The organism is Mesorhizobium sp. DxT (genome assembly GCF_058448885.1).
The window spans coordinates 273,487-289,919 of record NZ_JBZFLJ010000004.1; the positions used below are offsets into that span (position 1 = coordinate 273,487).

The 16,433-nt window shown below is 64.3% G+C and carries 13 protein-coding genes; 4 read left to right on the forward strand and 9 right to left on the reverse strand.

From position 1 onward, the window contains the following. The first annotated feature begins 19 nt into the window (after positions 1 to 19). From ACVJNE_RS10570 to ACVJNE_RS10580, 3 genes are all read left to right on the forward strand, one after another. Positions 20 to 1,294 (forward strand): flavin-dependent oxidoreductase, encoded by a 1,275-nt coding sequence (locus tag ACVJNE_RS10570; protein ID WP_499565373.1) that lies wholly within the window; start codon positions 20 to 22, stop codon positions 1,292 to 1,294. Between the two features lie 116 nt (positions 1,295 to 1,410). Further along, entirely contained in the window at positions 1,411 to 1,944 is a 534-nt protein-coding gene (locus ACVJNE_RS10575) for a TRAP transporter small permease (RefSeq protein WP_379015796.1), read from the forward strand. Beyond that, positions 1,941 to 3,263: a TRAP transporter large permease gene (locus ACVJNE_RS10580; RefSeq protein WP_499565376.1), complete on the forward strand. Its 1,323-nt coding sequence runs from the start codon at positions 1,941 to 1,943 to the stop codon at positions 3,261 to 3,263. The genes ACVJNE_RS10575 and ACVJNE_RS10580 overlap by 4 nt, the downstream gene beginning before the upstream one ends. Positions 3,264 to 3,318: 55 nt before the next feature. On the opposite strand, the gene ACVJNE_RS10585 is transcribed toward ACVJNE_RS10580, so the two are convergent. The 9 genes from ACVJNE_RS10585 to ACVJNE_RS10625 form a co-directional block, all read right to left on the reverse strand. Continuing rightward, entirely contained in the window at positions 3,319 to 3,654 is a 336-nt protein-coding gene (locus tag ACVJNE_RS10585; protein ID WP_499565378.1) for a protein tyrosine phosphatase family protein, read from the reverse strand. Positions 3,655 to 3,753: 99 nt separating this feature from the next. Next, on the reverse strand, positions 3,754 to 4,905 hold the full coding sequence (locus ACVJNE_RS10590) for an acyl-CoA dehydrogenase family protein (protein WP_499565380.1): 1,152 nt from the start codon (positions 4,903 to 4,905) through the stop codon (positions 3,754 to 3,756). Between the two features lie 15 nt (positions 4,906 to 4,920). Continuing rightward, positions 4,921 to 6,123, reverse strand: a complete 1,203-nt coding sequence (gene pimC / locus ACVJNE_RS10595; RefSeq protein ID WP_499565382.1) for a pimeloyl-CoA dehydrogenase large subunit — start codon at positions 6,121 to 6,123, stop codon at positions 4,921 to 4,923. Between the two features lie 148 nt (positions 6,124 to 6,271). Then, complete coding sequence (locus ACVJNE_RS10600) at positions 6,272 to 7,453, reverse strand: acetyl-CoA C-acyltransferase (protein WP_499565384.1); 1,182 nt, start codon at positions 7,451 to 7,453, stop codon at positions 6,272 to 6,274. 18 nt (positions 7,454 to 7,471) lie between these two features. Next, positions 7,472 to 9,139 carry an AMP-binding protein gene (locus ACVJNE_RS10605; protein ID WP_499565386.1) on the reverse strand — a complete coding sequence of 556 codons (1,668 nt, stop codon included), beginning with the start codon at positions 9,137 to 9,139 and terminating at the stop codon, positions 7,472 to 7,474. A 5-nt stretch (positions 9,140 to 9,144) separates the two neighbouring features. Further along, positions 9,145 to 11,238 (reverse strand): 3-hydroxyacyl-CoA dehydrogenase NAD-binding domain-containing protein, encoded by a 2,094-nt coding sequence (locus ACVJNE_RS10610; protein WP_499565388.1) that lies wholly within the window; start codon positions 11,236 to 11,238, stop codon positions 9,145 to 9,147. Between the two features lie 40 nt (positions 11,239 to 11,278). Further along, positions 11,279 to 12,073, reverse strand: coding sequence for a 3-oxoadipate enol-lactonase (gene pcaD, locus ACVJNE_RS10615; RefSeq protein ID WP_444724878.1), 795 nt, complete (start codon positions 12,071 to 12,073; stop codon positions 11,279 to 11,281). A gap of 76 nt (positions 12,074 to 12,149) precedes the next feature. Continuing rightward, on the reverse strand, positions 12,150 to 13,211 hold the full coding sequence (locus ACVJNE_RS10620; RefSeq protein ID WP_499565391.1) for an enoyl-CoA hydratase/isomerase family protein: 1,062 nt from the start codon (positions 13,209 to 13,211) through the stop codon (positions 12,150 to 12,152). An 87-nt stretch (positions 13,212 to 13,298) separates the two neighbouring features. Further along, entirely contained in the window at positions 13,299 to 14,711 is a 1,413-nt protein-coding gene (locus ACVJNE_RS10625; RefSeq protein ID WP_499565392.1) for a helix-turn-helix domain-containing protein, read from the reverse strand. Positions 14,712 to 14,896: 185 nt separating this feature from the next. On the opposite strand from ACVJNE_RS10625, the gene ACVJNE_RS10630 reads away from it, so the two are divergent. Further along, entirely contained in the window at positions 14,897 to 16,429 is a 1,533-nt protein-coding gene (locus tag ACVJNE_RS10630) for an acyl-CoA carboxylase subunit beta (protein ID WP_444724881.1), read from the forward strand. The last annotated feature ends 4 nt before the right edge of the window (positions 16,430 to 16,433 follow it).

Here is a 16,433-nt window from a genome sequence, read left to right on the forward strand (position 1 = left end):
TTCGCATCCGGGGAAGCCAATGAGCGTCATCATCGTCGGCGGCGGCATCGCGGGACTGTCGCTTGCGCTGTCTCTGCATCAGGCCGGTATCGCAGCCCGCGTGTTCGAGCAGGTGTCGGCGATCCGTCCGCTCGGCGTCGGCATCAACGTGCAGCCGCATGCGGTACGCGAGCTTTTCGAAATGGGGCTGGAGGCTGAACTCGAGGCCATCGGCGTGCGGACGCAGGAAGTCGCCTATTTCTCCAAGCGCGGACGCCTGATCTGGTCGGAGCCCCGCGGTCGGTTCGCCGGCTACGATTGGCCGCAATTTTCGGTCCATCGCGGCATGCTGCAGACCATGCTGTTCGACGCAGTACGCAAGCGCCTCGGGGAGGGGGCGGTTGTCACCGGCATGGCGGCCGAAGGCTTCCACGAGTCGGGCGGCAAGGTCGAGGTGACGTTCCGCGATGCAGGCGGTGCCGCCTACCGGGCGGAGGCCGACATACTGGTTGCCGCCGATGGCATTCATTCTGCCGTGCGCAGGCAGCTCTTCCCGCATGAGGGCCCGCCGAAATGGGGCGGGGCTGTACTGTGGCGCGGAACGACCCGCGCCCGGCCGTTCCTGACCGGCGCGACCATGGCAATGGCTGGGCACGAATGGCAGAAGTTCGTCACCTATCCGATCTCCCGGCCGGACCCCGAAACGGGTGAGGCATTAATCAACTGGATCGGGGAGCTGAAATATGACGCCGGTGCCGGCTGGAACCGCGAGGACTGGAACCGTCAGGGCGACTTTGCCGATTTCCTGCCCGCTTTCGAGGACTGGCGTTTCGATTGGCTGGATTGCCGGTCGCTGATGCGCGCCGGCGGCGTATGCTTCGAATATCCCATGGTCGACCGAGACCCGCTGGAGCGCTGGACGCATGGGCGCGTAACGCTGATGGGCGACGCCGCCCACCCTATGTATCCGATCGGTTCCAACGGAGCCTCGCAAGCGATCATGGACGCGCGTGTACTCGCGCGGGCGTTCATTGACCATGGCATAGGTGAGGAAGCACTGGAGGCCTATGAGGCCGAGCGTCGCCCTGCAACGACGCGGATCGTCGTTGCCAATCGCGGGAACGGGCCGGATCAGGTTATGCAGCTAGTCGAGGAACGCTGCGGTGGTGAGTTCGAAGACGTCGCCGATGTGCTCTCCCGCGCAGAGCTGGAGCAGACGGCAGCCGCTTACAAGAAGCTTGCCGGTTTCGACGTGGAGACGCTGAACGCGCGACCCTCGCTGCTTCCGCCACGTGACGCATCGGTTCCGGCTTGAATGCGGATGGGGCAATCTGTTATGAAACATAACAAAAATGAACAACCGGACGGTTGTCGCTGCATTCGGCAGCGAGTAGCGTTCCGATCCGGAAGTCTGGTGGGTGGAGGAACTGGATGAGGCGATCGGCGGCCATCGAGTGGCTGGCGCGGGCGCTCGCCATTCTCGGCGGGCTCGTGCTGGTGGTCATTACATTGCTGATCGTGGTCAGCATCACGGGCCGTGGGCTTGTGCGTCAGGGGCTGGGACCGATACCCGGCGACTTCGAGCTTGTAGAGGCTATGACCGCCTTCGCGGTCTTCTCGTTCCTCCCCTGGTGCCAGCTCCAGCGTGCGCATGCGACGGTGGATGTATTCACCAGCTTCTTTCCCGACAGGATCAACAGGGTCATCGACCTGCTCGCCGAGTTGTTGATGACGCTGGTCATGATCCTGCTCGCCTGGCGGCTCTGGTACGGCATGATGGACAAGATCCGCTATCAGGAGACGACTTTCATCCTGCAGTTCCCGGTGTGGTGGGGTTTTGCAGCCGCCATGTGCGCCATCGTCGTGGGCGTGATCGTGTCCGTATACATGACGATTGTCCGGGCTAAGGAAGCGTTCGCCGGCGAAAGCCAGTTCGCGCCGACGAAGGGGGGAGATGCGTCTTGAGCAATCTCGAGCTGGGTATCTACTCCTTTCCCGTCCTTCTGCTGCTGATCTTCCTGCGTATCCCCATCGGTCTGGCGATGCTGACATGCGGGCTGGCCGGCACATGGCTTATCATGGGCTCGACTGCGCCGATCCTCGCGCGGCTGAAGTTCGAGACCTATTCGACGTTCTCAAGCTATTCGCTGTCGATCATCCCGCTCTTTCTGCTGATGGGGCAGTTCGCCACGCTTGGCGGCATGTCGCAGTCGCTGTTCAAGGCCGCGAATGCGTGGCTCGGCCATCGCCGTGGCGGCGTAGCCATGGCGGCCATCGGGGCCTGCGCCGGCTTCGGCGCGATCTGCGGGTCGTCCCTCGCCACGGCCGCCACGATGGCGCAGGTGGCGCTGCCCGAGCTGCGCCGCTACGGCTATTCCGGGGCGTTGGCGACCGGCACGCTTGCCGCGGGCGGCACGCTGGGTGTGCTCATTCCGCCGTCTGTCGTGCTCGTCATCTACGCGATCCTTGCCGAGCAGAACATCGCCAAGCTTTTCGTGGCTGCGTTCATTCCCGGTATCCTGGCCGCCATAGGCTACATGATCGCCATCTCGATCTATGTCAGGCTTTTCCCTGGCGCGGCCGGTTCTCACCCGAGGCAGACCTATCGCGAGCGTTTCAGGGCGCTGGCCGATGTCTGGCCGGTGCTGCTGGTCTTCATCGCCGTCGTCGGCGGCATCTACACAGGCTGGTTCACACCCACGGAAGCGGCGGCAGTTGGCGCCGCCGGCACCGGCCTGATCGCGCTGATCAATGGCGGGCTGACCCGCGAGACGCTGGTCGCTTCCATCCTCACCACCGCTTCGGCAACGGCGCTGATATTCTTCATCGTGTTCGGCGCGGCGATCTACAACAGCTTCCTGGCGCTCTCGCAGCTTCCCGTGGAAGCCGCCGCCTTCATCACCGAGCAGGGCTTCAATCCATGGCTGGTGTTGGCCTGCATCCTGCTATTCTATCTCGTGCTGGGCTGCTTCATGGATTCGCTCTCCATGATCCTGCTCACCGTGCCGATTTTCTTCCCGATCGTCAGCGTGCTGGACTTCGGCCTCGGCGCCGAAGAGTTCGCACTCTGGTTCGGCATACTTGTGCTGATCGTGGTCGAGGTCGGCCTGATCACGCCGCCGGTGGGCATGAACCTTTTCGTCATCAACTCGATGGCGAAGGACATTCCGATCCTGCACACCTATCGCGGCGTCACGCCCTTCGTCATCAGCGACGTCTTTCGCACCACTTTGCTGGTGCTTTTCCCGGTGATCTCGCTGTTCATGGTGCGATTGCTCTATTGAGCGCAAAAGAAAACGGCCGGCAGATGCCGGCCGTCTTTCAGGTCTGTCGTAGCACTCAGCCCCGCTGCTGCGTGACCAGTCCGTAAAGGTTCGTGCAGCGGGCGCCGGAGCGGCAGTAGGCCAGCACCGGGCCGGGCAGAGTATTCAGCGCCGCCGCCTGGTCGTCCACATTCTCCTGCGTGATCTGGCCGCTTATGACCGGAATGTAGCGGAACTCCAGCCCGGCCTCACGGACGGCCGCCTCGATCGCATCGTGTGGCACCGCGCCATCCTCGGCATCGGGTCGGTTGGAGATCACGCTCTTGAAGCCGGCGTCCTTGATCTGCGCGATGTCGTCGATGCTGATTTGCGGGGCGACGGAATAGTTCTCGGTGATCTGGCGGATTTCCATGGATCTGTCCTGTGTCTGTGAAGCGGTGTCGGATGGCATGTAGGCATGCCGCCCCGCGCTTGCCAAGCACACGGCGCCCGCCAATGCTGTTTTGCCGCTTCAGGCAGCCGCGAACAGCCCGCCGCCGGCCGACAGCAGATATAGATGATGGTCGCCGTCACCGAACGTCGTGTCGATCATCGTCATGCGCTTGAAGTAGTGGCCAACCGCGTATTCCATGGTCATGCCGACGCCGCCGTGAAGCTGGATCGCATTCTCGCCGCACAGCCGCCCGCCGCGCCCTATCTCGGCCTTTGCGGCGTGCATGGCCCTGCCGCGCTCGTCCTCGTCCTCGCTATCCGCCATCATCGTGGCGTAGAGCGCGATGGAGCGGGCCTGCTCGATGGCGACGAACATGTCCACCGCCTTGTGCTGCAGCACCTGGAACTGACCGATCGCAACGCCGAACTGCTTGCGCACTTTGAGGTAATCCACGGTCAGAGCGTGCATTGCCGCCATCACACCGACCGATTCGGCCGCCAGCGCCGCGATGCCGGCATCGACAACGCGGCGAACGAGCGGGAGCCCGTTTTCGGGATCGCCGAAGACGCCGTTCGCCCCTACCTTGACGTTGTCGAACGTGACTTCGGCCGCGCGCGCGCCATCCTGCGTCGGGTAGCCGCGCACCGAAACGCCGTTCGCCCGGGCATCGACCAGGAAGACGCCGATGCCGCCTTCGTCGCGCGGCCCGCCGGCCGTGCGCGCGGTGACGAAGAACTTGTCCGCGCTGTCGCCGTGCAGCACGACGCTCTTCTGGCCGTTCAACAGGTAGCCCTCGCCGTCCCTGGCGGCCGTCGTCTCGACATGATGAAGGTCGTAGCGCGAATTGCGTTCGACCTGCGCAAAGGCCAGTTTCAGCGAACCGTCAGCCACCGCCGGGATATACTCGGCACGCTGGTCGTCATTGCCGCCAAAACGCAGGAACGACCCGCCGAGTACGACGGTCGGGAAGTAGGGTTCGAGCGCCAGCGCGCGGCCGAGCGATTTCATCACGATCATCGTCTCAACAGGGGTGCCGCCAAGCCCCCCATCCGCCTCTGCGAATGGGAGCGCCATCAGGCCCATCTCGGCATAGCTTGCCCACATCTGCGCGCTCCAGCCTTCGGGTGCGGCCATGTGGCGCTTGCGGTCTTCGAAGCCGTATTTGTCCGTCAGCAGCCGGTCGAGCGAATCCTTGAGGATCGATTGTTCTTCTGTGAGGTCGAAATCCATGTCTGTATTCGCTCCCTAGAGTCCCAGAACGGCCTTGGCGATGATGTTCTTCTGAATCTCGTTCGAGCCGCCATAGATCGAGACCTTGCGATAGTTGAAGTAGGACGGCGCGGCGGTCGCTGCGTAGTCGGGCTCGATCGGCGGCATGTTGGAACCCTCGATGTCATGATCGTGGTAGGGCAGCGCGTGCGGCCCCATCACCTGCATAAGCAGATGCGTTGTCGCCTGCTGTATCTCCGACCCCTTGATCTTGAGGATGGAAGATGCCGGGTCGGGCCGCCCGGTGTTGCCGCGCTTGGCATCGGCTGCCACCACGCGAAGCTGGGTCAGCTCCAGCGCCTTCAGTTCGATCTCGACCGCCGTCAGCTTTTCGAGGAAACGCGGATCCTCGATCAGCGGCCTGCCGCGTGACATTTCCTTGCCGGCAAGCTCGCGAATGCGGGCGATGCGCTGCTTCGACATGCCGACACGGGCGATGTTGGTACGCTCGTTGCCGAGCAGGAACTTTGCGTAGTCCCAGCCCTTGTTTTCCTCGCCGACGAGGTTCTCGACCGGCACCCGCACGTCGGTGAGGAACACCTCGTTGACCTCGCGCCCGCCGTCGATGGTGACGATCGGCCGGACCTCGATGCCGGGCGTCTTCATGTCGATCAGCAGGAAGGAAATGCCTTCCTGCTTCTTCACCTGCGTGTCCGTGCGCACCAGGCAGAAGATCCAGTCGGCATATTGCGCCAGAGTCGTCCAGGTCTTCTGGCCGTTGACGATGTAGTGGTCGCCGTCGCGCACCGCCCGCGTCTTCAGCGAGGCGAGGTCCGAACCCGCGCCGGGCTCGGAGAAGCCCTGGCACCACCAGTCGTCGAGATTGGCGATGCGCGGCAGGTATCGCGCCTTCTGTGCCTCGCTGCCGAAGGTGTAGATCACCGGTCCGACCATGTTGACGCCGAAAGCGAGCGGCTGCGGCGCAGGCCATTTCTGCGTCTCTTCGAGGAAGATGTACTGCCGCATTGGATCCCAGCCGGTGCCGCCGTATTTTTCCGGCCAGTGCGGCACGGCCCAACCCTTCTGGTTGAGAATGCGCGACCAGCTTACGAGATCTTCCTTGTTGCCGTATTCGCCATTGTCCAGGCGCTGGCGGACATCTTCGGGCAGGTTCTCTTTCAGGAACGCGCGCACCTCGTCGCGGAAGGCCAGTTCCTCGGGCGTGTATCGAAGGTCCATCTGTATTCCTCCAACGTTGATTTGCCCCCGCCGCCTCGCCGGACCTGCCTCGGGGCAGAGCTGCCGACGTTGTTATTATCTTCGCTGCGAAGTCCTCCCCCGTTTGGGGGAAGGACCGTCATCGAAGGCGGTAAAGGGGCGGTATAAGTCAGGCGATCTCGAACAGCCCGGCAGCGCCCATGCCGCCGCCGACGCACATCGTCACCACGGCGTATTTCGCGCCGCGCCGCTTGCCCTCGATCAGTGCGTGGCCGGCCAGTCGTGAGCCGCTCATGCCGTAGGGGTGGCCGAGTGCGATCGCGCCGCCGTTAACGTTGAGCTTCTCCGGGTCGATGCCGAGCCGGTCGCGGCAGTAGAGGACCTGCACTGCGAAGGCCTCGTTGAGCTCCCAGAGACCGATGTCGTCAACCTTCAGGCCGTGGCGCTCCAGCAGGCGCGGCACGGCGAAGACCGGACCGATACCCATCTCGTCGGGCTCGCACCCTGCGACCGCGAAGCCGCGGAAAATGCCCAGCGGGGCCAGGCCGCGCTTTTCGGCTTCGTTGGAACTCATCATGACGTTGGCCGAAGCGCCGTCTGAGAGCTGGCTGGCATTGCCGGCGGTGATCGTGCCGCCCTCGCGCACCGGCTTCAGGCCGGCCAGGCCCTCGGCGGTGGTTTCGGGACGTGGGCCCTCGTCATGCGCGATCTCCACGTCGCGATGGCTGACTTCTTTCGTCTCCTTGTCGATGACGGCCATGCGCGTCTTGATCGGAGCGATCTCGTCGGTGAACTTGTCCGCCTCGCGGGCGGCCGCCACGCGCCGCTGGCTCTCCAGCCCGTATTCGTCCTGCCTCTCGCGCGAGATGCCGTAGCGCTTGGCGACCACCTCGGCCGTGTCGATCATCGGCATGTAGACGTCGGCGGCTGGGCCGGTCAGCGTCTTGTCGACAAGCCGGAACGTGTTGCGATGGTCGTTCTGCACGAGGCTGATCGATTCCAGTCCGCCGGCAATGCCGGCTACGACGCCGTCATTACGGATCGCGTTTGCAAGCAGCGCCATCGACTGCAGGCCGGACGAGCATTGACGGTCGATGGTGGTTCCCGCCGCCGTTACCGGCAGCCCGGCGACGAGGAGGGCGCGCCGTGCGACGTTCAGCCCGGTGGTGCCTTCCTGCATAGCGCAGCCCATGATCACGTCCTCGATCTCGCCGGCCTCCAGGCCCGAGCGCTTCAGCGCGTGGCTGATCGCATGGGCGCCGAGCGTGGCGCCGGGCGTGTCGTTGAGCCCGCCGCGATAGGCCTTGCCGACCGGGGTTCGTGCGGTTGAGACGATGACGGCATCAGCCATGTTGTTCTCCCTGTGGGTTCAAGAAACCTTGGCGGGTTCTTGCCGCGCGGCTTCTTCCTGTTTGAGCTGGAGTTTGGAAAGCTTGCCGACCGGGGTTCGCGGCAGAGCGTCCCGGATTTCGACAAGCGTGGGCAATTCGTGCGGACCGAGCCGCGATTTGAGGAAGGTGCGCAGCGCCTCTATCGTGAGCTGCGGCGCGCCTGCCTTCAATTTGAGGAAAGCCTTCGGCGTCTCGCCGCGATAACCGTCGGGCACGCCCAGCACCAATACCTCCTCGACGTCCGGGTGCTCGTAGATCGCCTGCTCGATCATCTGCGGATAGACGTTGTAGCCGCCGCACAGGATCATGTCCTTCTTCCGGTCCACGATGGTGAAGAAGCCTTCCTCGTCCATGAAGCCGATGTCGCCGGTCAGCAGTCCGCCTTGGCTGAAGGCCGCGCGCGTCTCGTCCTCTCGGTTCAGATAGCCGGCCGTGACGTTCGGACCGAACACCCGCAATTCACCGGTCTCGCCGGCGGGCAGCACGCGCGCCGGATCGTCGAGCGCGACGATGTCGAGATGAACGCCCGGCAGCGGCACGCCGATGGTCGCCACCTTGTCCGGCCGGTTTAAGGGAATGTTCGTGCCCGCAGGCGATGTCTCTGTCATGCCCCACCCGCCTAGAATGGCGTGCCCGGTTGCTGCCCGCAGCCGCCGTGCGATCTCGACCGGCAGCGGCGCCCCGCCCGATGCGCAATAGCGCAGCGAGCTGAAGTCGCGTTTCTCGAAACCGGGTAAGGATGCGATCGCGATCCACATGGTCGGCACGCCGGGAAAGCTGGTGGCACCGGCCTCGATTTCCGCCAAGGCGGTCTCGGCGTCGAAGCGCGTATGCAGGATCAGCTCCTGGCCGTTGTTCAACGTGCGCAGCATCACCGCCACCAGCGCATAGATGTGGAACAGCGGCAGAAACAGCAGCACCCGCTCCTGGCCCGGCCGCGAAAGGCCCCAGCCGTTGAACCACAGGTCGTAGCTTGAAACAGCGGTCGAGAGGTTACGATGGCTCAGCATCGCCCCCTTGGGCATGCCGGTCGTACCGCCGGTATATTGCAGCAGGGCAAGGTCATCGAGGCCGACATCGGGAAAACGTTCGGCCTGAGCGTCGGCGACGAAATCTGCGAAGCTGACGGTCCCTTCGCCGGAGATCGCTTCGCCGGCCGTCGCTGGAAGGCCCCATGCGCGGTCCTCGCCGACGATAACCTTATCGACCGCGCCATCCCGCAGCAGCGCCTCCGCACGCTGTGCCAGATTGCCGATATCCGTCGTCACCAGCATTCTTGCGTCGCTGTCGGCAAGCTTGTGGGCAAGCACGCGGTCGCTGTCGAGCGGTGACAGATGCACCACCGCAGCGCCGGCCTTGAGTGCGCCGAAGAAGGCGATCGGGTGATAGAGTGTGTTGGGCAGCAGCAGCGCGACCCTCGAACCGCTGGCGATGCCTTCACGCATAAACGCGGCCGCGCAACGCTCCACCTCGGTTGCCAGCGCATCGTAGCCGAGCACCGTATCGCGGAAACGGAATGCCGCCTTGCTCCCCCAGCGCGCCGCAGCCTGCTCGACGATCTCGTGAACCGGAAAGGCCGCGAGCTCGACGTCCGGCGCAAGGCCGGGCGGGTAGGCGCTTCTCCAGGGAGCGGCGGCCAGATTCATTGCGCTCAGGCCGCTGGCCGGCCCGAGAAGCTGCCGCCGTCCTCGGCCATCTGCTTGAGGAGGGCTGCCGGCTTGAATACGTCCTTGCCCGTCTTGCCGTGCCAGTATTCCAGCCGCTCGACGATCTTCTTCAGCCCTTCGGTATCGGCCCAGAACATCGGACCGCCCTTGCCGATCGGGAAGCCGTAGCCATTGGTCCAGACGATGTCGATGTCGGAAGGCCGCGCGGCGATCTTCTCCTCGAGGATGCGGGCGCCTTCGTTGATCATCGGATAGAGCGTGCGCTCGGTGATCTCGTCGTCGGAGATGTCGCGCCGGTTGACGCCGCGCTCGCGCGCCTTCTCTTCGATCAGCTTTGCCACTTCCGGATCGGGGATCGGCTTTCGCGATCCCTGTTCGTAGAGATAGAAGCCCTTGCCCGTCTTCTGGCCGAAGCGGCCGGCTTCGCACAGCGCGTCGCCGATCGCGGCCGTTTTGCCAAGCGACTTACGGTTGCGCCAGCCGATGTCGAGACCCGCGAGGTCGCCCATCTCGAATGGCCCCATCGGCCAGCCGAAATCGGCGAAGACCTTGTCGATCTGCTCGGGCGACGCGCCTTCCAGCAGCAGGTCCTCGCCTTCGGCCGAACGCGCGCCAAGCATGCGATTGCCGACGAAGCCGTGACAGACGCCGACGACGACCGGCACCTTGCCGATCTTGCGGGCGACGGTGAGCGCCGTCAGAAGGACGTCGGGCGCGGTCTTGTCGCCGCGCACGATCTCCAGCAGCCGCATCACGTTTGCCGGCGAGAAGAAATGCAGCCCTACGACGTCATGCGGACGGCCGGTGGATGCCGCGATCTCGTTGACGTCGAGATAGGACGTGTTGGAGGCAAGGATCGCGCCGGGCTTGGCGATGGCGTCGAGCTTGCCGAAAACCTCCTTCTTGACGCCCATCTCCTCGAAAACGGCTTCGATGATGAGGTCGCAATCTGCAAGGTCAGCATAATTCGTCGTGCGCGAGAAGCGGCCCATGCGTTCGGCTTTGGCTTCCTCGCTCAGCGAGCCGCGCGAGACCGAGATCCCGTAGTTCTTGTCGATGGTGGCAAAGCCGCGGTCGAGCGCTTCGTCGCTCATTTCGAGGATCGTGACCGGGTATCCGCCATTGACGAATGACATGGCGATGCCGCCGCCCATCGTTCCGGCGCCGATGACGCCGACCTTCTTGACCGTGCGCGGCTGGACGTCCTTGCCGACGCCCGGCACCTTCGCGGCCTCGCGCTCGGCAAAGAACAGGTGGCGCTGCGCCTGCGACTGGACGCCGCTGACGAGCCCGATGAAGAGCTCGCGTTCCTTTTTCAACGCTTCGTCGAAGGGCAGGGTGACGGCGTTGCGAACGGCGGTGGCGCAGGCAAGCGGCGCCTCGAGCCCACGCGTCTTCCTGGTCACCTCCTTGACCGCCGCCTCGAAACCGGTGAGGTCGGCGCGTGCAGGAGCGATCTTATCGTCGCGATCGCGCACCGGAACATGCGGGCCGCCATCGGCCACCCTGGCCTTTGCGAAGGCAATGGCATCGGCTGTCAGTTCGCCTGCGGCGATGGCATCGATCACACCGGCCTCCAGCGCTGCCGAGGCGTTGATCGGGTTGCCGGAGACGATCATCGCAACTGCCTTTTCGGGGCCGACAAGTCGCGGGAGGCGCACCGTGCCGCCTGCACCTGGTAGAAGGCCAAGCTTGACCTCGGGCAGGCCGACCTTAGCGCCCTTGTCGGCAACGCGGTAATGGCAGGCGAGCGCCAGTTCGAGCCCGCCGCCCAGCGCGGTGCCGTGAACGGCGGCGACCGCCGGCTTGGGAAGCGATTCCAGCAGCGCGCAGAGTTCCGGCAGCGAGGGGCTGGCAAGCGCCTTCGGCGTGCCGAATTCCGTGATGTCGGCGCCGGAAATGAAGGTGCGCCCGGCGCAGGCGATGACGATCCCCTCGATCGCCGCATCGTCTCGTGCGGCTTCCAGCGCCTTGAACAAAGGCTCGCGCAGGTGGTGGCTGAGCGCGTTGACCGGCGGATTGTCCAGCGTGATGACGGCGATTGCGCCGTCGCGCGCCACTGTCACATAGTCACTCATGGGTCGTATCCTCGGTGTTCGTTGTCTTGGGATGGCGGCGTCAGCGCCAGCCGGCGTCGTTCAGGAACCCGCCGATCAGTCGGGCGGTTTCATCCGGTCTTTCGATACACGGCAGGTGGCCGGCGCCCTCGATGATCTCGAAGCGCGCGCCCTCGATCAGGTCGGCGGTCGAGCGCACGAGATCGGGCGGTGTCGATCCGTCCTGGTCGCCGACGACGCAGAGCACCGGCAGCTTCAGCGCGCGGGTGGATTCCGTCAGGTCGGCATCGCGCAGTGCCGCGCAGGTTCCCGCATAGCCGTCGACGTTCGTCCGCGTCAGCATTGCTGTGTATCCGACATAGTCGGCGTTTTCGGGGTCGCGGTAGCCGACGGTGAACCAGCGCTCCAGGATCGCGCCGGCAATAGATTCGATGCCGTTCTTCGTCACCGCGTCGATGCGGGTGTTCCACAATTCGTCATTGCCGATCTTGTGGGCCGTGTCGCATAGCACCAGCGCCGCCACATGGTCCGGTCGCATCGCTGCCAGCCCCTGCGCGATCAGGCCCCCGACCGACAGGCCGACGACGCCCGCCTTCTCGATTCCAAGATGGTCGAGCAGCGCAGCGAGATCGTGGACGTGGTCGATCAGACGATAGGGTGCGGGCGTCGCCTCAGAAAGGCCGTGGCCGCGCTTGTCGTAGAGCACGATGCGATAATCGTCGCCAAGCGTCCCCGCGACCTTGTCCCAGATGCGGAAATCGGTGCCGAGCGAATTGGAGAACACCAAAACAGGCCCGTCAGGCCTGCCGCGTACGTCATGATGCAGAACGACGCCGTTCACCCGCGCGAACGCCATGTGGCTCCTCCCTCAAGAACATACTACCGAGTATGTTGTATCATCGGAGCGCGGTCAATCGTGCCTGTGAGGAATTTCAGGCGCGATCGAGCCCCAACAGATCCAGCTCGTCCGCCAGCGGCGCGAAATAGGCATCTACATCGGCCTTGGAAACGCCGTCGAGCCCCGCCGGCCGCCAGTTGGGCGTGTTGTCCTTGTCGATGATGACTGCGCGCACGCCTTCATAGAAGTCGACGCCATCGATGATGCGGCTGACGATCCGGTATTCGATGCCCATGCAGGCCTCGAACTCCACCTTTGCGCCCTCCTGCATCTGCCGCAGCGCGATCTTGAGGCTGGTGGGCGACTTCTGGCGCATGGTTGCAGCCTGCTTGGCTGCCCATTCGGCATTCTCACCGGTTTCGGTATCGAGCCGTGCCAGTATCTCTTCCACGGTGTCGGCGGAAAAACAGCGATCGATCACCGGCTGCAGGACCGGTGCCTTGGCTCCATCCGGAACCTGAGCGAATGACGCAAGTGTGGCGTCGGGATCGCCCTTGTCGCAGAGCGCCTCCAGGATTGCATCGAAATCGGCCGAACGGGCGGCATGTGTGGCGAAACCTGTCCACAGCGTATCGGCCTGGCCCAGCCGCGCGGCGGTCAGGCCGAGCCAGGTGCCGGTCCTGCCGGGCAGGCGGGGCAGGAAGTAGGTGCCGCCGACATCGGGAAAGAAGCCGATTCCGGTCTCGGGCATCGCGAACATCAGCTTTTCTCCAGCCACGCGATGGCTGCCATGAACGGAAAGGCCGACACCGCCGCCCATCACGATACCGTCCACCAGTGCCACATAGGGCTTAGGATAACGCTTGATGAACGCATTGAGCCGGTATTCGTCGCGATAGAAGGACCGTATCGCCGGGTTGCCAGCCTTGCCCCAGTCGTGGAGCTGGCGAATGTCGCCGCCCGCGCAGAACGCCTTTTCGCCGGCGGCCTTGACGATCACGAGTTCCACCGCCGGATCGTTCGCCCAGGCGACGAGCTGGGGATGCATCAGCGCGACCATGTTGCTGTTGAGCGCGTTGAGCGCCTTGGGCCGGTTGAGCGTGACCACGCCCGCACGACCGCGCGTCTCGAAGATGATTTCCGGCTCGTCGCTCATGCGGCTCCTCCTTGGTGCTTCGAAGCGACCATAGCGGCTATCGTTCGTGCTGGAACATCAAAATGCGCACCGCCGTTGTGCGTCCCGTCAATCCAGCCGGTAGGGCACCGCGCCGCGATGGTTGTGGTCCACCACCAGCCTGCGCTTGAGCGGCGGCACCGCGCGTTGCGCGCAGTTGGGCCGTTCGCAGATACGGCAGGATATGCCGATCGGGTCGAAACCGGCGCGGTTGGCAATGTCGAGATCATCGGCATAGACGAAGTCGCCCGCATGCGTCACTTCGCAGCCCACCGCTATGGCATAGCGCCTCTGCGGCGCGCGAAAGCCCCCGCCGCCCTTCGATATCTCGGTTGCGAGACACAGATAGCGCACGCCGTCCGGCGTTTCGGCAAGCTGGCGGATGATGCGCCCCGGCGTTTCGAATGCCTGGTGCACGTTCCACAGCGGGCAGGCCGCGCCGAAGCGTGCGAATTGCAGCTTGGCCGCGCTGTGCCGCTTGGTGATGTTGCCGGCACGGTCGATGCGGGCGAAGAAGATCGGCACACCCTTGCGGCCGGGGCGCTGCATCGTGGAAAGCCGATGGGCGATCTGTTCGACGCTGGCGCCGAAGCGGCTTGCCAGCAGGTCGAGGTCGTGGCGCAGTTCCCGCGCCGAGGCCAGCAGCGCTTCGTACGGCATCATCAGCGCTCCGGCGAAATAGTTCGCAAGCCCGATCCGGCAGATCTCCACTGCCTCGCCGCTGTGGAAGCCGGCATTCTCCGCAATTGTTGCGATGGTCTCCGCCATCTCGAGTTCGCCGATCTGGAATGCGGCCTGGAAGCTGCGGGTCGAGACAGGCGAGAAGGGATTGAGGTGCAACGTACGCCTGTCGGGGTCGAAGCGCCGCAGCAGGTTTTCTTCAGGTGCTGCGCGCGCGGTCGTCACGCCATGCTGACGCTCGAGATAGTCGGGCAGGGCGGCAGAAGGGTCGCGGTCTGGAATGCCGAGCTTTGCCGCCAGTTCCTCGGCGGGGATGTCAAGTTCATGGATGTAGTTGTCGACGAAGTGGAAGAAGTCGCGCACCTCCTCGTAGGCGCTCGGCTCGGCGACGCCGGCTCCGCGGCCAAGCGTGTCGTCGAAACTCGCAAGCTGCTCGGAATTGCGCCGGTAGGCCTGATGCGCGGTGATGAGCGCGTGCGCGAAGCCGGGCGCGTTCTGGGTCACCAGCTTCATTTCCTGGAGACTTGGCTTGAAATTCTCGAACAGCGGATCATTCACCGCCTCGGACAGCGCCGACAGCAGCCTGTCGCTCTCCCCCGACGAGAAATCGGAGATTTCGATGCGAAAGGTCTCGGCCAGCGCCAGCAGCACGGCCGCCGACACGGAGCGCTGGTTGTTCTCGATCTGGTTCAGGTAGCTGGTCGATATGCCGATGCGCTCGGCAAACGCTGCCTGCGTCAGGCGGTTGGCCTCGCGCAGGTCGCGTATCTTGCGGCCGATGAATAGTTTGGTGTTTCGCATTTCGCAAATTCGCTTTTTGCAATATTGCGAAACCTACTTTATGCGCCTCCGCCCGTTCAAGCCTTTTCGCCGTCTTGCTAAGGCGTTATGCCGGAAAGTGCCGGCCATGCCGCAACAAACGCGAACAAACTGCCGAGGGGACGCCCGATGCACAGACAAGCCGACGCCGTGCGGGGATACCGCTGATGCGCGAAATCCTTGAGCAACTGGAAGAGCGCCGCGCCCAGGCGCGCCTCGGCGGCGGCCAGAAGCGCATCGATGCGCAGCACGCCAAGGGCAAGCTGACGGCGCGCGAGCGCATCGAGGTGCTGCTCGACGAAGGCTCCTTCGAGGAATTCGACATGTACGTCGCCCACCGCGCGGTGGATTTCGGCATGGCGAGCCAGAAGTATCCGGGCGACGGCGTCGTCACCGGCTGGGGTACGATCAACGGCCGGCTTGTCTATGTCTTCTCGCAGGACTTCACCGTGCTTGGCGGCTCGTTGTCCGAGACCCATGCGCAGAAGATCTGCAAGATCATGGATATGGCGGTGCGCAACGGCGCGCCAGTCATCGGCCTCAACGACAGCGGTGGCGCGCGCATTCAGGAGGGTGTTGCCTCGCTTGCCGGCTATGCCGATGTCTTCAAGCGCAATGTCGACGCCTCCGGCGTTGTGCCGCAAATCTCCGTCATCATGGGGCCGTGCGCGGGCGGCGCGGTGTATTCGCCGGCGATGACCGACTTCATCTTCATGGTGCGCGATAGCTCATACATGTTCGTCACCGGGCCGGACGTGGTGAAAACCGTCACCAACGAGATCGTAACGGCGGAAGAGCTTGGCGGGGCGCGTACGCACACGCAGAAATCCTCCGTCGCCGACGGCGCCTTCGACGATGATGTCGAGACCCTGGAACAGGTGCGGCGGCTGTTCGACTTCCTGCCGCTCAACAACCGCGAAAAGCCGCCGGTGCGGCCCTTTCATGACGACCCGGACCGGGCGGCGATGCGGCTCGACACGCTCATTCCCGATTCCGCCAACAAGCCCTACGACATGAAGGAGCTGATCCTGGCGCTGGCCGACGAGGGCGATTTCTTCGAGATACAGGAAGCCTTCGCCCGCAACATCGTCACCGGCTTCATGCGCATCGAGGGGCAGACCGTGGGCGTGGTCGCCAACCAGCCGATGGTCCTGGCCGGCTGCCTGGACATCGATTCATCGCGCAAGGCGGCGCGCTTCGTGCGCTTCTGCGACGCCTTCTCGATCCCGATCCTGACGCTGGTCGACGTGCCGGGCTTCCTGCCGGGCACCGCGCAGGAATATGGCGGCGTCATCAAACACGGCGCCAAGCTGCTGTTCGCCTATAGCCAGGCGACGGTGCCGATGGTCACGCTCATCACTCGCAAGGCCTATGGCGGCGCCTACGACGTCATGGCGTCGAAGCATATCGGCGCCGACATCAACTACGCCTGGCCGACGGCCGAGATCGCGGTCATGGGGGCGAAGGGCGCCACCGAAATCCTCTACCGCTCCGAGCTTGGCGACGCTGACAAGATCGCCGAGCGCACCAAGGAATACGAGATCAACTTCGCCAACCCCTTCAAGGCGGCCGAGCGTGGCTTCATCGACGAGGTTATCCTGCCGCATTCATCCCGCAAGCGTATCGCGCGAGCCTTCGCCGCGCTGCGCACGAAGAAGCTCGACCAGCCCTGGAAGAAACACGACACGATCCCCCTGTGAGGAA

Bases quoted from the DNA above. Each gene is read 5' to 3' on its own strand.
- ACVJNE_RS10570 (WP_499565373.1), top strand. From the start codon at position 20: ATGAGCGTCATCATCGTCGGCGGCGGCATCGCGGGACTGTCGCTTGCG.
- ACVJNE_RS10575 (WP_379015796.1), top strand. From the start codon at position 1,411: ATGAGGCGATCGGCGGCCATCGAGTGGCTGGCGCGGGCGCTCGCCATT.
- ACVJNE_RS10585 (WP_499565378.1), bottom strand. From the start codon at position 3,654: ATGGAAATCCGCCAGATCACCGAGAACTATTCCGTCGCCCCGCAAATC.
- ACVJNE_RS10590 (WP_499565380.1), bottom strand. From the start codon at position 4,905: ATGGATTTCGACCTCACAGAAGAACAATCGATCCTCAAGGATTCGCTC.
- pimC (WP_499565382.1), bottom strand. From the start codon at position 6,123: ATGGACCTTCGATACACGCCCGAGGAACTGGCCTTCCGCGACGAGGTG.
- ACVJNE_RS10600 (WP_499565384.1), bottom strand. From the start codon at position 7,453: ATGGCTGATGCCGTCATCGTCTCAACCGCACGAACCCCGGTCGGCAAG.
- ACVJNE_RS10605 (WP_499565386.1), bottom strand. From the start codon at position 9,139: ATGAATCTGGCCGCCGCTCCCTGGAGAAGCGCCTACCCGCCCGGCCTT.
- ACVJNE_RS10610 (WP_499565388.1), bottom strand. From the start codon at position 11,238: ATGAGTGACTATGTGACAGTGGCGCGCGACGGCGCAATCGCCGTCATC.
- pcaD (WP_444724878.1), bottom strand. From the start codon at position 12,073: ATGGCGTTCGCGCGGGTGAACGGCGTCGTTCTGCATCATGACGTACGC.
- ACVJNE_RS10620 (WP_499565391.1), bottom strand. From the start codon at position 13,211: ATGAGCGACGAGCCGGAAATCATCTTCGAGACGCGCGGTCGTGCGGGC.
- ACVJNE_RS10625 (WP_499565392.1), bottom strand. From the start codon at position 14,711: ATGCGAAACACCAAACTATTCATCGGCCGCAAGATACGCGACCTGCGC.
- ACVJNE_RS10630 (WP_444724881.1), top strand. From the start codon at position 14,897: ATGCGCGAAATCCTTGAGCAACTGGAAGAGCGCCGCGCCCAGGCGCGC.